Source organism: Sphingobium sp. EP60837 (genome assembly GCF_001658005.1).
Taxonomy (GTDB): Bacteria; Pseudomonadota; Alphaproteobacteria; order Sphingomonadales; family Sphingomonadaceae; genus Sphingobium; species Sphingobium tyrosinilyticum.
Window position 1 is genome coordinate 1553678 of the sequence record NZ_CP015986.1, and the last position, 21505, is coordinate 1575182.

19 protein-coding genes are annotated in these 21505 nt (G+C 66.2%); 9 read left to right on the plus strand and 10 right to left on the minus strand.

Features of this window, described 5'->3' with window-relative positions; genetic code table 11:
• Positions 1-3 precede the first annotated feature (3 nt).
• The 3 genes from EP837_RS07595 to ruvA form a co-directional block, all read right to left on the minus strand.
• Complete coding sequence (locus tag EP837_RS07595) at positions 4-1746, minus strand: AMP-dependent synthetase/ligase (protein ID WP_066528951.1); 1743 nt, start codon at positions 1744-1746, stop codon at positions 4-6.
• A 126-nt stretch (positions 1747-1872) separates the two neighbouring features.
• On the minus strand, positions 1873-2892 hold the full coding sequence (gene ruvB, locus EP837_RS07600) for a Holliday junction branch migration DNA helicase RuvB (RefSeq protein WP_066526035.1): 1020 nt from the start codon (positions 2890-2892) through the stop codon (positions 1873-1875).
• A gap of 39 nt (positions 2893-2931) precedes the next feature.
• Complete coding sequence (ruvA, locus tag EP837_RS07605) at positions 2932-3540, minus strand: Holliday junction branch migration protein RuvA (RefSeq protein ID WP_066526038.1); 609 nt, start codon at positions 3538-3540, stop codon at positions 2932-2934.
• A 141-nt stretch (positions 3541-3681) separates the two neighbouring features.
• Between ruvA and EP837_RS07610 the strand changes: the two genes are divergently transcribed.
• Genes EP837_RS07610 through EP837_RS07620 form a run of 3 tightly spaced genes read left to right on the plus strand, consistent with a single transcriptional unit; the run spans position 3682 to position 6275 of the window.
• The gene (locus tag EP837_RS07610) at positions 3682-4251 is read left to right on the plus strand and encodes a peptidase S14 (RefSeq protein ID WP_066526041.1); all 570 of its coding nucleotides are present in this window, start codon (positions 3682-3684) and stop codon (positions 4249-4251) included.
• Between the two features lie 42 nt (positions 4252-4293).
• Complete coding sequence (locus tag EP837_RS07615) at positions 4294-4932, plus strand: DUF1345 domain-containing protein (RefSeq protein ID WP_066526042.1); 639 nt, start codon at positions 4294-4296, stop codon at positions 4930-4932.
• Positions 4933-4976: 44 nt separating this feature from the next.
• Positions 4977-6275: a methyltransferase family protein gene (locus tag EP837_RS07620; protein ID WP_066526044.1), complete on the plus strand. Its 1299-nt coding sequence runs from the start codon at positions 4977-4979 to the stop codon at positions 6273-6275.
• A 3-nt stretch (positions 6276-6278) separates the two neighbouring features.
• On the opposite strand, the gene EP837_RS07625 is transcribed toward EP837_RS07620, so the two are convergent.
• Positions 6279-7652, minus strand: a complete 1374-nt coding sequence (locus EP837_RS07625; protein ID WP_066526049.1) for a glutamate--cysteine ligase — start codon at positions 7650-7652, stop codon at positions 6279-6281.
• 97 nt (positions 7653-7749) lie between these two features.
• The gene (locus EP837_RS07630; protein ID WP_066528954.1) at positions 7750-8496 is read right to left on the minus strand and encodes a 16S rRNA (uracil(1498)-N(3))-methyltransferase; all 747 of its coding nucleotides are present in this window, start codon (positions 8494-8496) and stop codon (positions 7750-7752) included.
• A gap of 104 nt (positions 8497-8600) precedes the next feature.
• On the opposite strand from EP837_RS07630, the gene ubiA reads away from it, so the two are divergent.
• The gene (gene ubiA / locus EP837_RS07635) at positions 8601-9503 is read left to right on the plus strand and encodes a 4-hydroxybenzoate octaprenyltransferase (protein WP_066526051.1); all 903 of its coding nucleotides are present in this window, start codon (positions 8601-8603) and stop codon (positions 9501-9503) included.
• Positions 9500-10948: a phospholipase D-like domain-containing protein gene (locus tag EP837_RS07640; protein WP_066526058.1), complete on the plus strand. Its 1449-nt coding sequence runs from the start codon at positions 9500-9502 to the stop codon at positions 10946-10948. Before ubiA ends, EP837_RS07640 begins: the two co-directional genes overlap by 4 nt.
• Before the next feature lie 104 nt (positions 10949-11052).
• Here EP837_RS07640 and smc read toward each other — a convergent pair whose 3' ends face one another.
• The 4 genes from smc to EP837_RS07660 form a co-directional block, all read right to left on the minus strand.
• A complete protein-coding gene (gene smc / locus EP837_RS07645; RefSeq protein WP_066526059.1) occupies positions 11053-14493 on the minus strand; it encodes a chromosome segregation protein SMC in 3441 nt (1146 codons plus the stop codon).
• Between the two features lie 95 nt (positions 14494-14588).
• Positions 14589-15323 (minus strand): thioredoxin domain-containing protein, encoded by a 735-nt coding sequence (locus EP837_RS07650; protein WP_066528955.1) that lies wholly within the window; start codon positions 15321-15323, stop codon positions 14589-14591.
• A gap of 45 nt (positions 15324-15368) precedes the next feature.
• Positions 15369-16040 carry a thioredoxin domain-containing protein gene (locus EP837_RS07655; RefSeq protein WP_066526061.1) on the minus strand — a complete coding sequence of 224 codons (672 nt, stop codon included), beginning with the start codon at positions 16038-16040 and terminating at the stop codon, positions 15369-15371.
• 81 nt (positions 16041-16121) lie between these two features.
• Entirely contained in the window at positions 16122-16664 is a 543-nt protein-coding gene (locus EP837_RS07660; RefSeq protein WP_066526067.1) for a DUF721 domain-containing protein, read from the minus strand.
• 26 nt (positions 16665-16690) lie between these two features.
• Here EP837_RS07660 and EP837_RS07665 point away from each other — a divergent pair, with 26 nt between their 5' ends.
• From EP837_RS07665 to EP837_RS07680, 4 genes are read left to right on the plus strand one after another with little or no spacing between them, the layout of a single operon-like run.
• The gene (locus EP837_RS07665) at positions 16691-17758 is read left to right on the plus strand and encodes an A/G-specific adenine glycosylase (protein WP_066526069.1); all 1068 of its coding nucleotides are present in this window, start codon (positions 16691-16693) and stop codon (positions 17756-17758) included.
• A complete protein-coding gene (gene nudC, locus EP837_RS07670; protein WP_066526071.1) occupies positions 17742-18650 on the plus strand; it encodes an NAD(+) diphosphatase in 909 nt (302 codons plus the stop codon). Before EP837_RS07665 ends, nudC begins: the two co-directional genes overlap by 17 nt.
• A gap of 38 nt (positions 18651-18688) precedes the next feature.
• A complete protein-coding gene (locus EP837_RS07675; protein WP_066526072.1) occupies positions 18689-20035 on the plus strand; it encodes a TldD/PmbA family protein in 1347 nt (448 codons plus the stop codon).
• On the plus strand, positions 20022-20819 hold the full coding sequence (locus tag EP837_RS07680) for an inositol monophosphatase family protein (protein ID WP_066526075.1): 798 nt from the start codon (positions 20022-20024) through the stop codon (positions 20817-20819). The genes EP837_RS07675 and EP837_RS07680 overlap by 14 nt, the downstream gene beginning before the upstream one ends.
• A gap of 123 nt (positions 20820-20942) precedes the next feature.
• On the opposite strand, the gene EP837_RS07685 is transcribed toward EP837_RS07680, so the two are convergent.
• Positions 20943-21446: a hypothetical protein gene (locus tag EP837_RS07685; RefSeq protein WP_066526077.1), complete on the minus strand. Its 504-nt coding sequence runs from the start codon at positions 21444-21446 to the stop codon at positions 20943-20945.
• Between the last annotated feature and the right edge of the window lie 59 nt (positions 21447-21505).

Here is a 21505-nt window from a genome sequence, read left to right on the forward strand (position 1 = left end):
CGGTCAGCCCTTATACAGCGCGTCCAGCCGTTCCTGATAGCGCGCCCGGATGACATGGCGGCGGATCTTCATCGACGGCGTCATCTCGCCATTTTCGATGGTGAAAGGCTCGTCCGCCAGGATGATGCGCCGTACCCTTTCGGTGACCGACAGGTCGTCATTGACCCGATCGACCGCCGCGCGCAGCGCCGCCTGATAGGCTGCGTCCGCCTCGATCCCCTCAACGCCACGGCCCTGCGTCGCCGCCCATTCGCGCGTCCATTCGGGGTCCGGCACGAGCAGCCCGACCAGATGCGGACGCCGGTCGCCATAAACCATCGCCTGGCCAATCTCAGGCTGCAGCGTCAACATGCCCTCGACCTTTTGCGGGGACACATTGTCGCCCTTGTCATTGACGATCAGGTCCTTCTTGCGATCAGTGATGCGGATACGCCCCTTGCCGTCGATCTCGCCGATGTCGCCGGTATGCAGCCAGCCATCCTTCAGCGCCTTCTCAGTCTCCGCCGCGTTGCGCCAATAGCCCTGCATCACCAGTTCGCCGCGCACCAATATCTCGCCATCCTCGGCGATCTTCACCTCAACGCCATTCAGCGGTGGGCCGACCGTATCCATCGCGATGCCCGTACGCGGCCGGTTGCAGCTGACCACCGGCCCCGCCTCGGTCTGGCCATAGCCCTGCAGCAGGGTCAGCCCCATCGCATCGAAGAACAACCCAACATCGGGATTGAGCGGCGCGCCGCCCGACACCAGCGCCTTCATCCGCCCGCCGAAGCGTTTCGCGATCTTGGGCCTCAATGTCCGGTCGAGCAGCAGCTTCATCGGCAGGTCGGCGACCGACTTGCCGCCCCTTTGCTCCTTCGCCGCGATCCGCAGCGCCTGGGACAGCAACCAGACGGGGAATTTCCCCTGCTTCTCGATCGACTTGATGATGCGGGCGCGCAGCACCTCAAATAGGCGCGGCACCACCACCATGATCGTCGGTCGCGCTTCCTCGATATTGCTGGCGAGCTTTTCCAGCCCTTCGGCATAATAGATTTGCGCCGCCAGCATGATCGGCAGGAATTGCCCGCCGCTATGTTCATAGGCGTGGGACAGCGGCAGGAAGGACAGGAAAACCTCGTCATCCCAGCCGAAATCCTCCGATACCAGGCGTCCCGCGCCCTCGATATTGCACAGGATCGCGCCATGATGCTGCATCACCCCGCGCGGCGCGCCGCCCGTGCCGCTGGTATAAATGATGCAGGCCAGGTCCTCGCGTCCCGCCGTCTGCTCGGCCGCGCAGGCGTCCGGATCGGCGATGTGGGAGGCTATCAGGTCAGTCCACACATGGCAGGACACATGGCCCTGTGCCCCTCTCAACGGCTCCATGCCCACGACGAAGCTCGCCTGCGACCGCAGCACGGCGGGCATCAGCGCCTGGGCCAGCTTGGCCGTCGATACGATCACCGCCCGCGCGCCACTGTCGGTCAAGATATGCTGATGATCGCGCGTCGTGTTGGTAGTGTAAGTGGGAACGGTGACGCATCCCGCCGCCATGATGGCAAGGTCCGCGATACAGAATTCAGGCCGGTTCTCGCTCACCAGCATCACCGGATCGCCCGGCTTCAGACCTTGCGCCTTGAGCGCTGCGGCAAGGCTCGCGACCTGCTGCGCCACCTCGGTCCAGCTCAGCGATCGCCAGCCGCCAGCCGCCTTGCGCCACAGAAATGGCAGGTCGCCCATCTCCCTCGCGCGGGCGAAGAACATCGTTACCAGATTGGGATATCGTTCGATCGCCCGCAAGCCGCGCAACTCCTGAATATCAGCGCGTCACCTGCGCGCATCCGCTCCGTCGCCGCTATAGCCGCGCCGAGCCGTAACGGTCACGCATTTTCAATCGAATAGCCCGTCCTGCAGCCCGGTGGGGGGATTAAGCCCCAGATGCTTCCATCCCGGCCCGTTGAGGCAGCGCCCGCGCGCGGTGCGGGCGATCAGGCCAAGCTGGATCAAATAGGGTTCGATCACTTCCTCGATCGTGTCGCGCGGTTCGGACAGGCCAGCCGCCAGCGTTTCCACCCCAACCGGCCCGCCGCGATAAATATCGGCGATCATCATCAGGTAGCGCCGGTCCATCAGGTCGAGGCCCAGCTGATCCACCTCCAACCGGCTCAGCGCCGCATCCGCCGCTTTGGCGTCCACGGCCTCAACGCCTGCAACATTGGCGAAGTCGCGTACCCGTCGCAGCAACCGCCCGGCAATGCGGGGCGTTCCCCGCGACCGCCGCGCGATCTCGATCGCGCCGTCCGATGTAATGCCCAGGTCCAGCAGCCGCGCCGCGCGCCGCACCACCAGTTCCAGTTCCTCGACCGTATAGAATTGCAACCGCACTGGAATGCCGAAGCGGTCACGCAGCGGCGTCGTCAGCAATCCTTGCCGCGTCGTCGCGCCCACCAGCGTGAAGCGCGGCAGGTCGATCCGCACCGATCGCGCCGAAGGCCCCTCGCCGATCATCAGGTCCAGCGCACGGTCCTCCATCGCTGGATAGAGCACTTCCTCGACCGCCGGATTGAGCCTGTGGATCTCGTCCACGAACAGCACATCGCCCTCGTCCAGATTAGTGAGCAGCGCCGCGAGATCGCCCGACTTGGCGATCACCGGGCCCGATGTGGCGCGGAACCCAACGCCCATTTCCTTGGCGACAATCTGCGCCAGCGTCGTCTTGCCAAGGCCAGGCGGGCCGAAGAACAGCACATGGTCCAGCGCGTCGCCGCGCTGCCTCGCCGCCTCGATAAACACGCGCAAATTCTCGCGCGCCGCTTGCTGGCCGATAAATTCCGTCAGCGATTTCGGGCGCAGCGCCGCATCCACATCCTCCACACGGCGGGTGGAGGCGACCAGCCGATCCTCACTCATGCGCGCCTGCCCCCGTGGCTGCCTCTATGCCGACCCCCCTCACTTCGCGGCCTTCCGCAGCGCAAGCCGCACCAGCGCATCCAGTGTGGCGCCTTCGCCCAGTTCCTCTTCCGCCAACGCCACGGCACTGCTTGCCTCGGCCGGTTTGAATCCGAGATTCTGGAGCGCAGAAATTGCGTCTGCGCCAAATCCTTGAGCGGCGACCAGGCCGATGCCTCCGCCCAGCACCGCGCCTGCTCCCGGCGCCGCGCCGATCTTGTCCTTTAGTTCGTTGACGATCCGCAGCGCCAGTTTGGGGCCCACGCCATTGGCTCGCGCGACCATCGCCTTGTCGCCGGTCGCGACCGCTCGATGCAGCTCCGCTGGCTCCAGCGCCGACAAGATCGCCAGCGCCACGCGCGATCCCACGCCCTGCACCCCGGTCAGCAGCCGGAACCAGTCTCGCTCCTCCCCGCGCGCAAAGCCGACCAGCCGGATCGAATCGTCCGACACCAGCATTTCAGTATGCACCGTGACCGCTTCGCCCACCGGCCCCAGCGCCGCCAAGGTCCGTGACGACGCGCCGACCAGATAGCCCACGCCCCCCACATCGATGATGGCGTGGTCCAGCCCCGTGCTGTCCAGCCGCCCCTTGAGCTTAGCGATCATGCCCCGCACCCTTTGGTCATGATCTGTTCTTTACAGCGTCTTGGGCCGCGCGCCAGTCAAAAGCGTTCACGCTGCGGCACCATTTGCCGCGCCGGGCGTAATGCAGCGCGATCCGTTGAAGACAAAGGACTTGCCACGCCCATGCCAGCGCCGCTGCTTTCTCCCCAGGACTTCGCCTGCCCGGCCATCCGCCTGTCCGGCCCGGTCGATCAATCCATGTATCTGCACTTCAAGGACGGCCTGGCGAGCGCGCCGGGGGACGGGCTGGTCGTCATCGAAATCTCCACCTTGGGCGGCGACCCGGAAATTGCGCGGATGATGGGGGAGGATGTCCGCTTTCATTCGGAAATCAGGCCAGCGCAGCGCCTCGTATTCCTCGGCAAGACCGCCGTCTATTCGGCAGGCGTGACCTTCATGGGCTTTTTCGCGCGGGAGAACCGCTATCTGACCCGCGGCACGCGCGTCATGATCCATGAACGGATCATCACTCGCGACATTCACCTGCAGGGCCCGCTCTCCACCTGCATCGCGCCGTTGAAGGCTGCACTCAACGAGATTGAATCGTCGATTGCGATCCAGAATGAAGGCTTTTCCAACCTGGTCCTCGGCTCCACCATCTCGCTGGAAGAGGTGCTGCAGCGCGCGCCGGAAAACTGGTATCTGGAAGCGAATGAGGCTGCCGATCTCGGCCTGGTCGCCGCGATACTCTGACGCCGCTTGCCTTCGCGCTGCTTTTGCGGCTTGTTGCGCGATATGCAGCGCAGCTCTTCCCGATCGCCGGTCTTTCCCTGGCGGTACGGCATGTTCCTGGTGCTGCTCCTATCCGCCTTGCCGCTGGCCTGGCTGATGCCCTGGCACGAAGCCGTCATGGCCGGGTTCGATTGCGCGGCGCTGGCCTTCCTGATCGCAGCCCTTCCGCTCGTCCATGCCGATCCCGACGACATGCGCCGGACCGCGCAGGTGAACGACGCCAATCGCCGCCTGATGCTGCTCCTGACCGGCATCGTCTCGCTGGTGGTGCTTGTGGCGGTAGGCGCGGCGGTCGGCCAGCACGGCGGGCCGGACTCGGCGATCATCGCCCTGCTGCTCGCCACATTGGCCCTCGCCTGGCTGTTTTCCAATTTCGTCTATGCCATGCATTACGCCCATATCTTCTACCTGGCCGATGGCGCTGGCAAGGATCGGCGGGGGCTGGAATTTCCCGGCACGGAAGAACCGGATTATAGTGACTTCCTCTATTTCGCCTTCACCTTGGGCATGACCTTCCAGACTTCGGATGTGTCCATCACCGCCAGCCCCATGCGCCGGGTGGTCACGGCGCAATGCCTCGCCGCCTTCCTGTTCAACCTCGGCATATTGGCCTTCACCATCAACGTGCTGGGCGGCGCATGAGCAGGGTTCACCGCTTGCTTACCATTTCCCGGCATAAGCGCCGCATGACCGCTTCGGCCGATCCCTGCCCCCGCTCCGCCGTCAGCCATGGCGTCGGCCTCGCCGGCTTGGCGGGGCTTGGCCTATGGGCGCTCGTCGCCCGGCATTTCGGCATGAACGGACCCAATGCAGGCTTTACGGCGGTGATCGCCTGCGGCCTGCCGATGGTGCTGTGGTCGCTGCTGGTGGACAAGGTTCACCGCAACGCCTCCACCAACATAGACTGGCAGGCACCGCCGCGCAGCTGGCGCGCCATTCTCGACATCAGCTTGGTCAAGATCGCCGGTCTTTGGGCGACATGGCTCGCCATCGCGATCTTCTACTGCCTCGCCCGCTGGTATTGGAGCGGCAATTATCGCTATTCCATGGACCTGTTCATGGGTGCAGCGCCCTGGCTGCTCGCCTTCTCGCTACCTTATGTAGCCTGGCTCGACCGGCGACTGACGGAGCCAAAGGACGCCACCTATGCCTTCGGCCAATGGGTGATCGGCGGCGCGGCGGGCAAGCCCGATATGAGTCAGGTCGCCAATCATGCCCGCGCCTGGGCGGTAAAGGGCTTCTTCCTCGCCTTCATGCTCTCGATCGTGCCGGGCAATTTCGCCAGCGTCGTCGATTGGCGGCTGGATCATGCCCTCGCCAATCCGGTCAACCTCGCCGCCTTCCTCATCGCCGTCATGTTCATGATCGACGTCTGCATGGCGACGGTTGGCTATCTGCTGACGATGAAACCGCTCGATTCGCACATCCGCTCGGCCAATCCGTCACTGGCCGGCTGGCTCGCGGCGCTGATCTGCTACCCGCCCTTCGTGCTGATGGGAGGCGGCGGCCCGCTCGACTATCATGCGGGCGGCGCCGAATGGGATGTTTGGACACAAGGTCATAGCGCGTTGCAATGGCTGCTCGGCGGCTGGCTGGTGCTGCTGACGGCCCTTTATGCCTGGGCTACGGTGGTGTTCGGCATTCGCTTTTCCAACCTCACCCATCGCGGCATATTGACGCACGGCCCCTATCGCTGGACCCGCCACCCGGCTTACCTTTCCAAAAATCTCTTCTGGTGGTTCTCAGCGCTGCCTTTCCTTACCGTTTCGGGCAGCCTCACCGACATGGTGCGCAACTGCGCCATGCTGGCGGTAACCAACGCCGTCTATTATTGGCGCGCAAAGACGGAGGAGGCTCACCTGTCCACCGATCCAAAATATCGCGCCTATAGCCAATGGATGGAGCGCAACGGCCCCGTGCCGCGCTTCTTCGCTTGGGTCACAGGCCGTGGCCGCGCCACTGCGGCGGTTGTGCCCGCCGAATAAAGGCTAATAGCTTTCCTCGGCATAGACCCGCGAAAGGTCGCCTTTCCATTCGCCATGATAGCGGTCGAGCAGAAGCTCGGCATGGGTGCGCCCCGTTGCGGCGATCTCGTCCAGCGGCGCCAGATAGCCGGTCTCATTGTCGCCAGCGCCATTCAGCTGTGCCCGCGCCTTCAGCCCGCTGCGGCTGATATCCAGCACTTCCCCGGCAATATCGCGCAGCTTCCGCCCGCCCGGCACCGGCGCGTCCAGCGCAAGCTTGGGAGCAGCATCGCGCAGCGTCTGCCGCTCGTCCATGGTCCAGTCCTTCACCAGGTCCCACGCCGCATCCAGCGCACCCTGATCATAAAGCAGCCCGACCCAGAAAGCCGGGAGCGCCGTGATCCGGTCCGCCGGACCCCCGTCAGCCCCGCGCATCTCCAGGAAACTCTTCAGCCGCACCTCGGGGAAGGCGGTGGACAGATGGTCCTCCCAATCCTTCTCGGTCGGCTTCTCGCCCGGCAGGACCGATAGATTGCCATCCAGAAAGTCCCGGAAACTCAAGCCCGCAGCGTCGATGTAGCGGCCGTTTCTGTAAACGAAATACATCGGCACATCGAGCGCATAGTCCGCATAACGCTCATAACCGAAGCCATCCTCGAACACGAAAGGCAGCATGCCGGTGCGATGCGGATCGGTGTCCGACCAGATATGGCTGCGATAAGACAGCATGCCGTTGGGCTTGCCCTCGGTGAAGGGCGAATTGGCGAACAGCGCGGTCGCCAGCGGTTGCAGCGCCAGCGATACGCGGAACTTCTGCACCATGTCCGCCTCGCTACCATAGTCGAGGTTGGTCTGGATGGTGCAGGTGCGCAGCATCATGTCCAGGCCCATCGACCCCACGCGCGGCATGTGGCGCAGCATGATGTCGTAACGGCCCTTGGGCATGATCGGCAGCTCGTCACGCCGCTTGTCGGGCCACATGCCCAGGCTCAAAAAGCCCAGCCCCAGCATGTCGCCGACATATTTGACCTGTTCCAGATGCCGCTCGGTCTCCATGCAGGTCTGGTGAAGAGTCTCCAGCGGCGCGCCTGACAGTTCCAGCTGCCCCGCGGGCTCCAGGCTGACGGTGCCATCCCTGCCGGACAGGGCGATGATATTCTCACCCTCGAACACCGGGCTCCAGCCATAGCGGGTCAGGCCGATCAGCAGCGTGTGGATGCCGCCCTGCTCGTCATAGGAGGGCGCATGATGATCCGCCTTCGCATAGACGAACTTCTCATGCTCGGTGCCGATGCGCCAGCGTTCCTTGGGCTTGGCGCCCTTCGAGAAGGCCGCGATCAACTGCTCGCGGGTCTCGATGACGGGATCAATTCCACCTGAATCGGTTCTGGTACTCATGCCCCGCCTTAGCCTGTCCCCCCGGCGCGTCAATCAGAGCGCGCGGGGCACAAATAGGTTGCACCGCAGGGCGCTGCAATCCCATTTCGGTTTGAAACTATTGCCAGTCGCCATTCAGCGTCATCCAGGCAGAGGTCGCGGCGATCGCCGCTGTCTCTGCCCGCAATATGCGCGGCCCCAGCGAAACCGGCACCGCCTTCGCCACAGCCCGGATCGCTTCCCGTTCCGCCGGATCAAAGCCGCCCTCCGGGCCGATCAGGAATGCCGCAGGCCCTTGATGCGCCCGCAACGTCTCGACCAGCGGTTCGCCGCCCGTCTCATCGGCAAAGAATAGCCAGCGCTCCTCCGGCCACTCCCGCAGCAGCGCGTCCAGCTTCACCATCCCGCCAAGCTCCGGCAGCGCGGTGCGCCCGCATTGCTCCGCCGCCTCGACCAGATGGGCGTGCAGCCGGTCGAGGTTGAGCTTGTCCACCACCGCCCGCCGGGTCAGCACCGGCTGCAGCTTCGCCACCCCCAACTCGCATGCCTTTTCCGCGATCAGATCGATCCGCGCCTTCTTGACCGGGGCGCAGCACAGCCAGAAATCAGGCACATCCTCCAGCGGCTTCGTCTGGCTCACACATTCCAGCACCAGGTCGCGTTTGCGCACGTCCCTTACCCGCGCCGCCCATTCGCCGGACCGCCCGTCGAACAGCAGCACGATATCGTCCGGCTTCACCCGCATGACGCTGATCAGATAATGGGCGGGGTTGCCATCCACCGGCACGGCGACGCCTTCGTCCAGCTGCGTCTCAACATGCAGGCGGGGCGCGCTCTGCGGTGGCCATGCGGGGGTTGCGGTCATCGAAGAATCCATCCATCCGTTCGGGCTGAGCCTGTCGAAGCCTCTCTCTCCCCTAAAGAGCAAAGGGAGCCCTTCGACAAGCTCAGGGCGAACGGAGATGTATCTTGAGCGACACCATAGTCCCGGACAGCCAGGCGCGCGGCCTGCTATCCCGCTTGCCCGGAACGCCCCGCGCCCTCGCGCTGCTCGCCCGTTTCGACCGCCCGATCGGCTGGTGGCTTCTGTTCTGGCCCGGCGCCTGGGCGGTCGTATTGGCGGGAGGAGCAGGGGATCGATGGCCGCTCGTCCTCTGGCTCCTCCTCGGCAGCATCGCGATGCGCGGCGCGGGCTGCGTCTTCAACGACATTGTCGATCGCGATCTCGACCGGAAAGTCGCGCGCACCGCCGCCCGCCCGCTCGCCAGTGGCGCGATGTCGGTAAGGACTGCCTGGGCCTGGCTGATCATGCTGTGCCTCGTCGGGCTCATCGTCCTGCTCCAGCTTCGCCCCTATGCGCAGCTCGTGTCGCTCGGCAGCCTCGCCCTTGTCGCAGCATACCCCTTCATGAAGCGGATCACCGGCTGGCCGCAGGTCTGGCTTGGCTTGGTATTTTCGTGGGCCGCACTGGTCGGCTGGAGCGAAGTCATGGGCGCGCTCACAGCGCCTGGCCTGCTGCTATACGGCGGCACCATCTTCTGGGTCGTCGGTTATGATACCATCTATGCACTGCAGGATCGGGAGGATGATGCATTGATCGGTATCGGCTCGAGCGCCTTGTCGATGGGTCGGCATGTCCGCGCGGGCGTCACAATCTGTTACCTGATTGCCCTGTCGCTCTGGGCCGCGGCGATCTGGCAGGTCCGTCCCCAACTGCTGGCGCTCGCCGCGCTGTTGCCCATGGCGGCCCACCTCTTCTGGCAAGTCGCGACACTCAAGGAGGATGGCATCGATCCGCTCACGAAGTTCCGCTCCAACCGCTTCGCCGGGCTGCTGATGTTCCTCGGCTGCCTTGTGGTGGGCAGCGCATGAGCGGTCCGCAAGAGGGCGAAGATTGCTGGCGCATTGCCCGCGCCGCCAAGGCCAGCGTCATCATCGATGCCGACTGCTATTTCCGCCACGCCCGCGCCGCGATGCTCAAGGCGAAACAGCGCATCATGTTGATCGGCTGGGATTTCGACGCCGCCATCAGTCTGATCCGGGAGGATGAGGCAAAGGACGGCGCCCCTGTCATCATCGGCGATTTCATCAGCTGGCTGGTGGAGCAGAAGCCGGAGCTCGAAATCTTCCTGCTGCGCTGGGACATCGGCGCCATGAAGTCGATGGTGCAGCCGTCTAACCTGTTCACGACGGTCAAATGGATGGCGCATAAGCGCATCCATGTGAAGCTCGACAGCCACCACCCGCCCGCCGCCTCGCACCATCAGAAGATCGTGGTAATCGACGATTGCTTCGCTTTTTGCGGCGGTATCGACATGACGAGCGACCGATGGGATACGCGTCATCATCGCGATGGCGATCCCGGCCGCTATCATCCGGACGGCTCGCCCTATGGTCCTTGGCATGACGCCACGACCGCGCTGCAGGGGGATGTGGCGATGGCGCTCGGCCACCATGCCCGTGCCCGTTGGAAGGGGGCGGGCGGCGGCGATTTGGAACCGATCCTGGGCGAACATGATTGCTGGCCGGACGCGCTGCCGGTGGAGTTCGAACAAGTCGATATCGCCATCTCCCGCTCCGCGCCCGACATGGACGATCAGAACCCGCTTATCGAGATCGAACGGCTCTACATCAACCAGATCGCCTCAGCGAAGCGCTGCATCTACGCCGAAAGCCAATATTTCGCCTCCCGCCGCATAGCCGAGGCCATTGCGGCGCGGCTGGGCGGTCCCGACGGCCCGGACATCGTCATCATCAACCCCGAACAGGCCGATGGCTGGCTCGAACAGCAGGCGATGGACACCGCCCGGGCCCGCCTGGTCGAAGCCCTTCGGGCGCGCGACACTTATGGCAAGCTGCGCGTCTATCACCCCTTCACCGTCCGCGGCGAACCCATTTATGTCCACGCCAAGATATTGATTGTCGATGACCGCGCGATCCGCGTCGGTTCTTCCAACATGAACAATCGTTCGATGCGGCTCGACACCGAATGCGATGTCACGATCGACACCAGCCTGCCCGCAAACAGCGGCCATGAAGACCAGATCCGCAAGATTCGTGACGACCTCATCGCCGAACATCTCGACCTGCCGCTCGAACGCGTGGCCGCCGTCATCGCCGAACGCGGCCTTATCGCCGGCATAGAGGAACTGCGCGACAAGCCCGGCCGCACCCTGCGCCCCTATGTTACGCCCAACCTCAACGATGTGCAGGCATGGCTGGCGGACAATGAAGTGCTGGACCCGGAAGGCCCCGCCGAAATGCTGGAACCGATGACCGCTAAGGGCCTGTTCCGTCGGATGAAGGCAGTGCGCTAACCCCACCTCCGATTTCCGCGTTGCTAAGCCCCGTTCGCTTCGAGCGAAGTCGAGAAGCTGTTGCGCAAGGCTTCCCGATAAGGCTCGAAGCGAACGGAAGCCGCTTACTCAGCCGCCAGCAAAGCCTCCGCCCCGCCCAGATTGACCGACACCAGCCGGCTCACCCCGCGCTCCACCATCGTCACGCCGAACAGGCGGTGCATCCGCGCCATCGTCACCGCATTATGGCTGACGATCAGGTATCGCGTATCCGTCTGCCCGACCATCACGTCCAGCAGATCACAGAATCGCTCGACATTGGCGTCATCCAGCGGCGCGTCCACTTCGTCCAGCACGCAGATCGGCGCGGGATTGGTCAGGAACAGCCCGAAGATCAGCGCCACCGCCGTCAGCGCCTGCTCCCCGCCCGACAGCAGCGTCAGCGCCGCCAGCTTCTTCCCCGGCGGCTGCGCCATGATCTCCAGCCCAGCCTCCAGCGGATCGTCGCTGTCGATCAGTTCCAGATGTGCCTGCCCGCCGTTGAACAATGTCGTGAACAGCCGCCGGAAATGCCCATCCACTGCCTCGAACGCCGCGAGCAGGCGCTGCCGCCCTTCGCGATTGAGGCTGCCGATCGACCCGCGCAGCCGATTGATCGCTTGGGTCAACTCCTCGCTCTCCGCGCGGCTGGTCGCCTGCGTCGTTTCCAGCTCTTCCAGTTCCTGCGCCGCGACCAGATTGACCGGCCCGATCCGCTCCCGCTCGGCGGCAAGCCGGTCATGTTCAGCCTGCTCGCTCTGCGCGATTCGGATCTCCGCACTCGCGAAACCCAATTTTTCGGGCAGCACGGGGGGTGGGCATTCAAATCGCTCGCCCGACAGCCGGTTGGTCTCGACCCGCTTCTCGTCCGCCGCCTCGGCCCGCGCCGCAGCGGTCGCGCGGCGCTCCCGCGCCTGCGCCAGCATCTCTCCGGCCTCGCTCGCCCGCCCCTCGGCAACCCGCAAGGCGGCCTCAGCCTCGCTCTCGGCCTTCCGCGCCGCTTCAGCCGCCTCGGCCAACCCAGCGCTCTGCTCGGACAAGGCCGTGATCGCCCCCGCCAGCCTGTTCGGCTGCTCCGCCAGTTGGGCCCGTTCCGCCGCAATCGCCTCGCCGCGTTCGACCATGGCCGCGATCCGCTTGGCCGCCTCGCCAGCCCGCGCGCGCCAGCCCTTGGCCTCCGCGTCGGCAGCCGCCATCCGTTCACGGTCGCTCGCCAAGGCGCGGTCAGCGAGCGCCTGATCCGCCTGCGATTGGCTGACCGCCAGCCGCGCCTTCTCGCTCGCCTGGGAAAGCGAAGCGACCAGCGCCCGCGTCTCCGCGCCATCGGGCACGGCGGCGTGCGCGGCCTGCGCCTTGTCATGCTCGCCCCGCGCGCCTTCCAGGTCGGCTCGCGCCTCCGCAATCCGTTCCTCGATCGCTTCGCGCCGCCCGGAAAGCCGCTCCAGCGCCGTCGCGGCCTCATCCGCCGCGCGCAAAGCGGTGCGCAGCTGCTGGTCCGCTCCGCCTAGCTCCGTCCGGGCCTCCGCCAAGGCCGTCGCCGCCACGCGCTCGCGCCCAGCCGCACCATCCTGCGCCGCGCGCGCGGCTTCGACCTCCGCCTCCGCAGCCGGCCGTGCCGCCGCAATCGCCTCCAGCCGGTTGAGCCGGATCAGCCGCTCCGCCGCCGCCGCGCCGCCTTCCGCCGCGGCATAGCCGTCCCAGCGCCGCAACTGCCCATCCGTCGTCACCAGTCGCTGTCCCACGGCGAGCGCCTGCCCCTCATCCGTTTCGACCACCGCAACCTGCGCCAGCCGCCGCGCCAGTTCCGCAGGCGCGGTCACGAAGGCCGCCAGCGCCGCGCACCCCTCGGGCAAGGCGGGGTCGCTCTTCAGCGCCGCCGCGCCACCCCAGCGCCGGGTGCCCTGCACCCCGATCGGCGCTTCCAGATCATCCCCCAGCGCTGCCGCCAGCGCCCTTTCATAGCCCGGTGCCGCCTTCAGCTGGTCGAGCGCCCGCTCCCGCCCGGAGCCGCCTTCCACCGCCCGCTTGAGCGCCGCCGCCTCGCTATCCAGCGCCGCCAGCCCGGCGCGGGCCGAAGCCAGCGCCGCCTCCGCCAGGGCCCGCTCGTCAGCCGCCGCCTGCCGCGCCGACTCCGCGTAACGAATGGCGGCCTCTGCCGCATCCCGATCCGCGCCCGCCTGCGCCTGCGCCGCCAGCGCTTCCGACCGCTTCGCCTCCAGCGGCTCGGCATCCGGCAAAGCGCCAGCTTCGCCCTCCAGCCGCGCCACTTCGCGCTCCGCCCGCTCGAGCCGGCTCCGTGCCGCCATCAGCGCCGCCTCGGCCACGCGCAACTCGGCTTGCTCGCCCGCTTGCCGCGCCATCGCCTTGGCCAGTTCCAGCTCGGCATCGCGCGCCGCATCCTCGGCCCGCGCGATCCGCCCGGCAAAGTCCGGCCGCATTGCCTCCGTTTCGGCGATCCGTCCTTTCAGCGCCGCAATCTCGTCGTCTAGCCGCGCAATCGCCTCGGCAGCATCATTGGCCAGCGTCCCCTCACGGGCCCGGTCCTCCTCCAGCCGCTCGGCCTGCTGCGCCAGATCATGCAGCCGCCGCACCACGCCATCCCGCTCGGTCCGCAGAGCCGCGAGCCTGTGTCCCGCCTCATTCTCCTCGTCCCGCGCCGCCTGCGCTGCCGCCCGCCGTGCAGCAAGCGCGTCCACCGCCGCATTGGCATGGACGGCCGCCGCGGCCTGCGCCTCCTGCGCGCCGCTGACGGCGCTCTCCGCTTCCGCGGCTTCCTTGCGCGCCGCGTCCGCGCTCGCCGCCGCCTCGCGCCAGCGGGCGAAGATCACGCGGCCCTCGGCCACCCTTATCTGCTCGGACAGCTTGATATAGCGCTCGGCCGCCTTGGCCTGCCGCCGCAGGCTGCTCGCCCGCGCTTCCATATCGGTGAGTATTTCGTCCAGCCGCACCAGATTGGCCTCGGCGGCGCGCAGCTTCTGTTCGGCATCCTTGCGCCGTACATGAAGCCCGGAAATGCCCGCCGCTTCCTCCAGCATCGCACGCCGTTCCTGCGGCCGCGCGGCGATGACGGCGGCGATCCGGCCCTGGCTCACCAGTGCCGGGCTGTGCGGGCCGGTCGCGGCGTCGGCGAAGATCAACGAGATGTCCTTCGCCCGCACATCGCGACCGTTCGCGCGATAGGCGCTGCCCGCCCCGCGCTCGATCCGGCGCGTGACCTCCAGCTCGCCGTCCGCGCCGACCTCGACCGCGTTGAACAGCTCACCCTGCTCCTGCACGGTCAGCAGCGACACTTCGGCAAAGTCCCGCTGCGGCCGCGTCGATGTGCCCGCGAAGATCACGTCGTCCATGCCCCCGCCGCGCATCGACTTGGCGCTGGACTCGCCCATCACCCATCGGATGGCTTCCAACAGGTTCGACTTGCCGCAGCCATTGGGCCCGACGATGCCGGTCAGCCCCGGCTCGATCCGCAACTCCGTCTGATCGACGAAGCTCTTGAAGCCAGACAGTTTGAGACGTTTTATCTGCATGGGCCAAAGCCCCGCGAGACGACGCCGGGGCAGCGTTCCGCCACCCCGCCTTCAGCGGGAAGCTGGCTCCAGAATGTCAGCCCCCCCTTGGCCAATCAGATACCTGCTTCCTTGAGCTTGGGCTGCAACGACGCCCAGTTGGCGACATTGTCGATCTTCACATTGTTCAGGATGAAGGTCGGCGTGCCTTCGATCTGATACTGGCTGTTCGCCGCCTCGACGCCCTTCGCCAGCTTTTCGGCTGCGGCCGTGTCTGCCAGGCACTGTTTGGCCTGATCCTCGGCTATGCCGCGCTGCTTGGCGAAATCGACCAGCCCCACCGCCTCGGCCAGATTGCCGAAACGCTGCGCGGGGGGCGCGCTCATCAGCTGCTGATATTTGGCGTCACCCAGGCTCTGCGCCTTTTCGAACATCGTATTCTGGTTGGCGAAAAACTGGTCGCTGATCGGATAGAAGACATCCTTGCCGCCGCACCGGGCGAGCAGGGCGGTCGAAATGTCGATCGGATCGCGCACGAAGTTGCGCAGCTCGTAGCTCATCTTGCCGCTATCGACGATCTTGCGGATTTCCTCCGAAGCTTCGGCCGCGAAGTCGCGGCAATGGCTGCAGGTGTAGGACGCATATTCGACCAGCTTCACCTTGGCCTGCGGATTGCCCATCACAAAGCTGCCCTCGGGCGTCTCGGTGACCGTGGTGGACCAATTGGTCCCGGCAGGCGCGGCGACAGCGGCGACGGGTTCACCCGCGACGGAATTTTCCGCATCCTTCTTTCCACAAGCGGAAAGGCTTAGCGACAGGGCGATCAGGGCAAGTCCGGTAAAGGCTTTCACTTCGGCAAGGCTCCGTTGGTCGGGCGTCAGGATCAAGGGTTTAGTTCAGCGAGCGGCCTTGGGCAATGCGTCGCGCAACGACGCCCAGCTTGATCCGCTTGCCAGCGCGCCGTTGATGGTGAAGCCCGGCGTGCCGCCGATTTTCACCTTGTTCCACGCCTCGTCGGTCATGGCCAATATCTGCTTCATCGACGCGGGATCGGCGATGCAGGCGTCTAGCTGCGCCGGCGTAAAGCCGCGCTTGCCCATCAGCGTGTAAAGCCCGGTATTGCGCCCGATATCGCGCAGCGCTGCGATCTGTTCCGACGGCTTGGCCGCGCCGCGATCATAGGCTTGCAACTGCTCCATCCAGGCGTCCTGATTGGCGAACAGCGCCTCATGATTGCCGAAGAAACGCTTTGCGCCCCCGCATCGCGCCAGCAGTGCGGCCGTCAGATCATATTTGTCGCGCACCGCGTTGCGCACCTCGACGCTGACCTTGCCGCCCTTCACATAATCGGCCTTCAACGGCGCGCTCGCCTCTCCCACGAAATGGGCGCAGTGCGAACAGGTGTAGCTTATATATTCGACCAGCTTGGTCGGCGCGGCCGGATTGCCCAGCACATGCCCGCCGATCGGCGACAGCGCCACGCGAGCGGTCCAGTTCACCGCGGGCGCGGCGATCAACGCACCGGGGAGGGCGATCAGAGCAAGGATAGCCAATCGAATTTTCGTCATGCGATAACCCAATGAAGCGCCGCCCCTGTACGGCCGTTGAATTTGTCTGCAGCCGCCTCCGAAAGGCGGGCCGTCTCACTGTTAACGGATCTTCGGCAACCCGTTTGAATTTACAAGCCCTTGCGCCAGCGACTCCAATACGGCCCGTAGCTCCGGATCGCCAATGTCGCGCAGCGAATCGCCAAGCTCCACCGGCACCGGCTTCAGGTTCCGCGGCGGTGGCCGCCGCTCGGGTGCACTTGACCGCACCTCGCCCTGCTTCATCGCCACCTTGGCGACGGCGGCATAGCCGAAGAAGCGATTCACCCGTTCGATAATGTCGGGCAGTACATGCTGGACCATCGGCGCATGGCCGCTCATCACCGTCAGCTGCAGCGTGCCGCCCGCCTTCTTCCCCACCGGGAAGCGGATCGATTCGGGGGCGGAAATCTCCGCATAATGCGATCCCACAATCTCCGCCCAGCGGGTGACGATGCTGGACTGAACAAAGCCGAACTTGCGAAAGGCCGCCGCGCCGATCTGCGGCATCAGGTCGGCGATTTGCCGGGCTCCACCCACGCGCGGACGCTCCGCCGCCTCGGCAGCTCGGCTTTTCATTTTGGGTGTCGCGGGACGTTCCGTCATGGCCCGCTTAATGGCATAGGGCGGCCATGGACGTCGAGCGGAACCTCATGAAAATCGCAGCAGATCTGCTGGCCCATTATGACGTCCATGCCCGCCGCCTGCCTTGGCGCGCCCCGCCGGGGGTCAATGCCGCCGACCCCTATCGCGTCTGGCTGTCCGAAGTGATGCTCCAGCAGACGACCGTCGCCGCCGTTGGTCCCTATTTCGCGAAATTCACGGAGCGCTGGCCGACGGTCGAGGCGCTCGCCGCAGCAGAGGACGCTGACGTCATGGCCGCTTGGGCGGGCCTTGGCTATTATGCCCGCGCCCGCAACCTCCTCGCCTGCGCGCGTGCGGTGGCGAATGACCATGGCGGCGTCTTTCCCGACACAGAGGGCGGCCTGCGGAGCCTACCCGGCGTCGGGGCCTATACAGCCGCCGCCGTTGCCGCCATCGCCTTCGGTCGCCGCGCGGTCGTGGTCGATGCCAATGTCGAGCGGGTGGTCGCCCGCCTCTTCGCCATCGACACTCCGCTGCCCGCCGCGCGGCCCGCCATCCGCGTCGCTGCCAACGGCATCACGCCCGACGCCCGTGCGGGTGACTTCGCCCAGGCGATGATGGACCTTGGCGCAACCATCTGCACCCCGCGCAATCCCGCTTGCGGCATTTGCCCGCTGCGCTCCGATTGCGCCGCCCTCCTCACCGCCGATCCAGCCGCCTTTCCCGTCAAGGCCGCCAAGAAGGCCAAGCCCCATCGCCTTGGGCATAGCTGGTGGATAGAGCGGCCGGACGGTCGTGTCTGGCTGGTCCGCCGCCCGGCCAAGGGCCTGCTCGGGGGCATGCGCGCGCTTCCATCTTCCGACTGGAGCGCCGCGCCGGACGCGACCCCGCCGCTCGCCGCAGATTGGACGTCGCTGGCGGAGCCCGTCGCCCATGTCTTCACCCATTTCTCGCTGGCCTTGACCGTTCATGTCGCCCATGTGGCGGAGGACAGCATGCCGCCGGAAGAGGGCGAATGGTGGCCACTCGCGCAGATTGGCGAGGCGGGCCTGCCGACCCTGTTCCGCCGCGCGGCGGATGCAGCGATGAAGGAGAGAGATGTCCACGTCCACTGACCAGCTTGGCTTCGCCGGGGGGCGGCTCGACCGGGCCGACCATATTCGCGTGAACCCCGATCTTGTGGCGCAGGCCCTCGCGTCGCCGGAAGCCCGCTGCCTCGTTCTGGACGGGCTCGACCCCGTCACCCAGGATGGCCATCTGCTGATGGAACCGATTTTGCCGGACGCCCGGATCGAGGACCATCTTCTCCTTGGTCTCGACGACAGTCAGCGCCCTATCTTCGCCCGTCTCACCGAGGAAAGCGGCGCGAATTTCGTGCCCAGCCCACGCAGCCGCACCATCGCCAACGAAGTCCCCGCGGACGAGGTCGCCCTATATGGCGCCGCGCGCAGCCTCGTCCACTGGCACGGCCGCCATCCTTTCTGCTCGGTCTGCGGTTCGGCAACCAAGCCGGAAAAAGCGGGCTGGGCGCGCCGTTGCGGCTCCTGCGACGCCGAACATTTCCCCCGCGTCGATCCGGTCGTCATCATGCTCGCTGAACATGACGGCCGCGTCCTGCTCGGCCGTCAGCATAGCTGGCCCGAAGGCTTCTACTCCGCCCTCGCCGGCTTCATCGAACCCGGCGAAACGATCGAGGAAGCGGTCGCGCGCGAGGTCAAGGAGGAGGCAGGTCTTGTCGTCCGCTCCATCCGCTATGTGATCAGCCAGCCTTGGCCTTTCCCCTCATCACTGATGATCGCCTGCATGGCCCAAGCAGACGACGATAAGCTGACTCTCGACGAGACGGAGATTGCGGAGGCGATCTGGTGCGACGCCGATGATGTCCGCGCGGCTCTGGCGTCTCAGCCCGGCGCGCGCTTCAACTGCCCACCGCCCATGGCGGTCGCCTATCATCTGCTCAAACATTGGGCCGATGCGCAGGTTGCCCCCGCAGGAGCAAGCGCGTAAGGCCCAATCCCCACCCTTAGCAGGAACGCCCCGCACCCATGCTCAGCCTCGAAGAAGCCCAGTCCCGCGCGCAGGATCTGGTGAGCGCTGCGCGCAGGGCAGGGGCCGATGCTGCCGACGCCATCTATGCCTGCAATGCCTCGACCACCGTCGCGGTGCGCCTGGGCGCGCTGGAAGATGTCGAGCGTTCGGAAGGCGAGGAGATCGGCCTGCGCGTCTTCATCGGCCAGCGGTCCGCCAGCATCGCCGCGTCGGACATGAACCCCGCGACCCTTGGCACGCTCGTCGATCGCTGCATCGCCATGGCGCGCGAGGCGCCGGAGGACCCCTATGCCGGGCTCGCCCCTCAGGACCGCCTGCTGCGCGGCACACTCCCCGCGCTAGACCTAGCCGACCCGAGCGATCCCGAACCCGCCTTGCTGCGCGAACGCGCCCTTGTCGTCGAGGAAGCCGCCCGCGCCATCTCCGGCGTCACCAACAGCGAAGGCGGCGGCGCATCCAATGGCCGCAGCCAGGTCGCCCTTGCCACCAGCCACGGCTTTGCGGGTGCCTATGCGGGCACCAGCCACTCTACCTGGGCCAGCGTGCTGGCGGGCAGCGGCGCGGACATGCAGCGCGACCATGCCAGCCACAGCGTCCGCCATCTCGATGATCTTGAAGACCCCGCCGCCATCGGGGCCCGCGCGGGCGAACGCGCCGTCGCGCGCCTCAATCCTGCGAAGGTCGAAAGCGGCGTCCTCCCCATCCTCTTCGACCCGCGCATCGGCTCCAGCGTGCTTGGTCATCTGATCGGCGGCATGGTCGGCCCGGCTATCGCCCGCCGTTCCAGCTTCCTGCTGGATTCGCTTGGCGAAACCCTGTTCGACAGCGCCATCACCATCATCGACGATCCGCTTCGCCCGCGCGGCATGCGCTCGCGTCCCTTCGATGGCGAAGGGCTCCCCGTCGCCCGCCGCGCCCTCATCGACAAGGGCGTGCTGACCGGTTGGCTGATGGACAGCGCCTCCGCCCGCCAGCTTGGCCTGGAACCCACCGGCCACGCCAGCCGTGGCGGCAGCGGCGCGCCCGGCGCAGGCGTCACCAACGTGCATATGGAGCCGGGCAGCGCCGCGCCCACGGAACTGATGGCCGACATCAAGCGCGGCATCTACGTCACCGAACTCATCGGCATGGGCGTCAATGGGGTCACGGGCGATTACAGCCGGGGCGCGGCCGGTTTCCTGATCGAGGATGGCGCGATCACCGGCCCTGTTTCGGAAATCACCATCGCCAGCAATCTGAAGGACATGTTCCGCGCCTTGGTGCCCGCGAACGACCTCGTCTTCCGCTATGGCATGAACGTGCCCACCATCCGCATCGACGGGATGACCGTTGCCGGGGGCTGACATCGACCTGCGCGCTCTGGTAGGCGCGGTTTCGGACGCCGCAGACCGCGCGCTCACCCTCTGGGCGGGCGGCCAGACGCAAGTGCGCCAGTGGGAAAAAGTTCCCGGCCATCCCGTCTGCGAAGCCGATCTCGAAATCGACGAGATGCTGCGCCAGAGCCTCAGCCTCATCGATCCCACCGCCGGCTGGCTGTCGGAGGAAACCGCCGACACGGTCCACCGGCTCGACCTCGCCCGCGTCTGGGTGGTTGATCCGATCGACGGCACCCGCGACTATCTGCGTGGCCGTCCAGGCTGGGCTGTCTCCGTCGCGCTGGTCGAACATGGCGCGGTGCGCATCGGCATCCTTGCAGCCCCCGCCCGCAACGAACTCTGGCTCGCCCAGTCGGGGGAGGGGGCCACCCGCAATGGCCGCACGCTGCGAGCAGGTTCCCGCGCAATCTTGCCCGGCGCGCGCGTCCCTGCCGACCAGCTCCCCCGGCACGATCGCGACCTCATCGCCGTGCACAAGCCGAACAGCATCGCTCTTCGCATGGCCATGGTCGCCGCCGATGAAGCCGACATCGTCGCCACCGTTCGCTGGGGCAATGAATGGGACGTGGCCGCCGCTGCGCTGATCGCGCAGGAAGCAGGGGCCACCGTCACCGACGCGCTCGGCGATCCTCTATCCTTCAACCGCCCGGAGCCCACCGCCTTCGGCCTACTCTGCACCGCCCCCGGCATCCATGCCGCAGCAACCGATCGCCTCGCCCCCCGCGCCCGAGAACTGCTGGGACGCGGCTAGAGCGAAAGGAAGCGGGAAAGGCCCCATGGGCCTCGCGTGCACAAAGATGCAGAGGCGACCTGCTCCGATTCTTCCCGTCGCCCGGCGCGAATGAAGCGCGTAGTGGCCGAATGTCAGAGGCTCTTAAAGCTTCCCGTACTTCGCCTCGAACCCGGCCTGATCCCCGGCGGCGAGATATTTCGCCTGATCGATCCACTGATCGCGCACGGGCCGCCCCTTGAAATTGCCGAGTTTCGCGTCGATCGCGGCCAGATCGGCATCGGTCCAGCTTGCGATCTGGGCATAGCGGGTGACGCCCAACTCGATCAGCAGCAGGTTGAGCTTGGGCCCGACGCCCTTTAGCTTCAGCAGATCGTCGCGCGCATCGGCCGACGCGGGAGCAGGAGGGGTCGGCTCCACAGCGACGGGCGCGGGCGCGGCCTCGGCGACCGGCATAATCGGCTCAGCCGCAACCGCCGCAGCGACGGCTGCTGATGGAGTGACGTCCCGCGGCTCGACTTCCACCGGCCGCTCGGCCTGAACCACATCAACGGTCTTCTTGCGGCCAGCCAGCAGGAAGACGACGCCGATCAGGATCAGCAGCGCGATCAGCAGCCACAGGCCATAATCAATGAAAAACTGCTGCATCAATCCGTCCTCCCTGTTTCGTCCCATTATCTAGGGGAGTGCCGCCTGTTCCGGCAAGA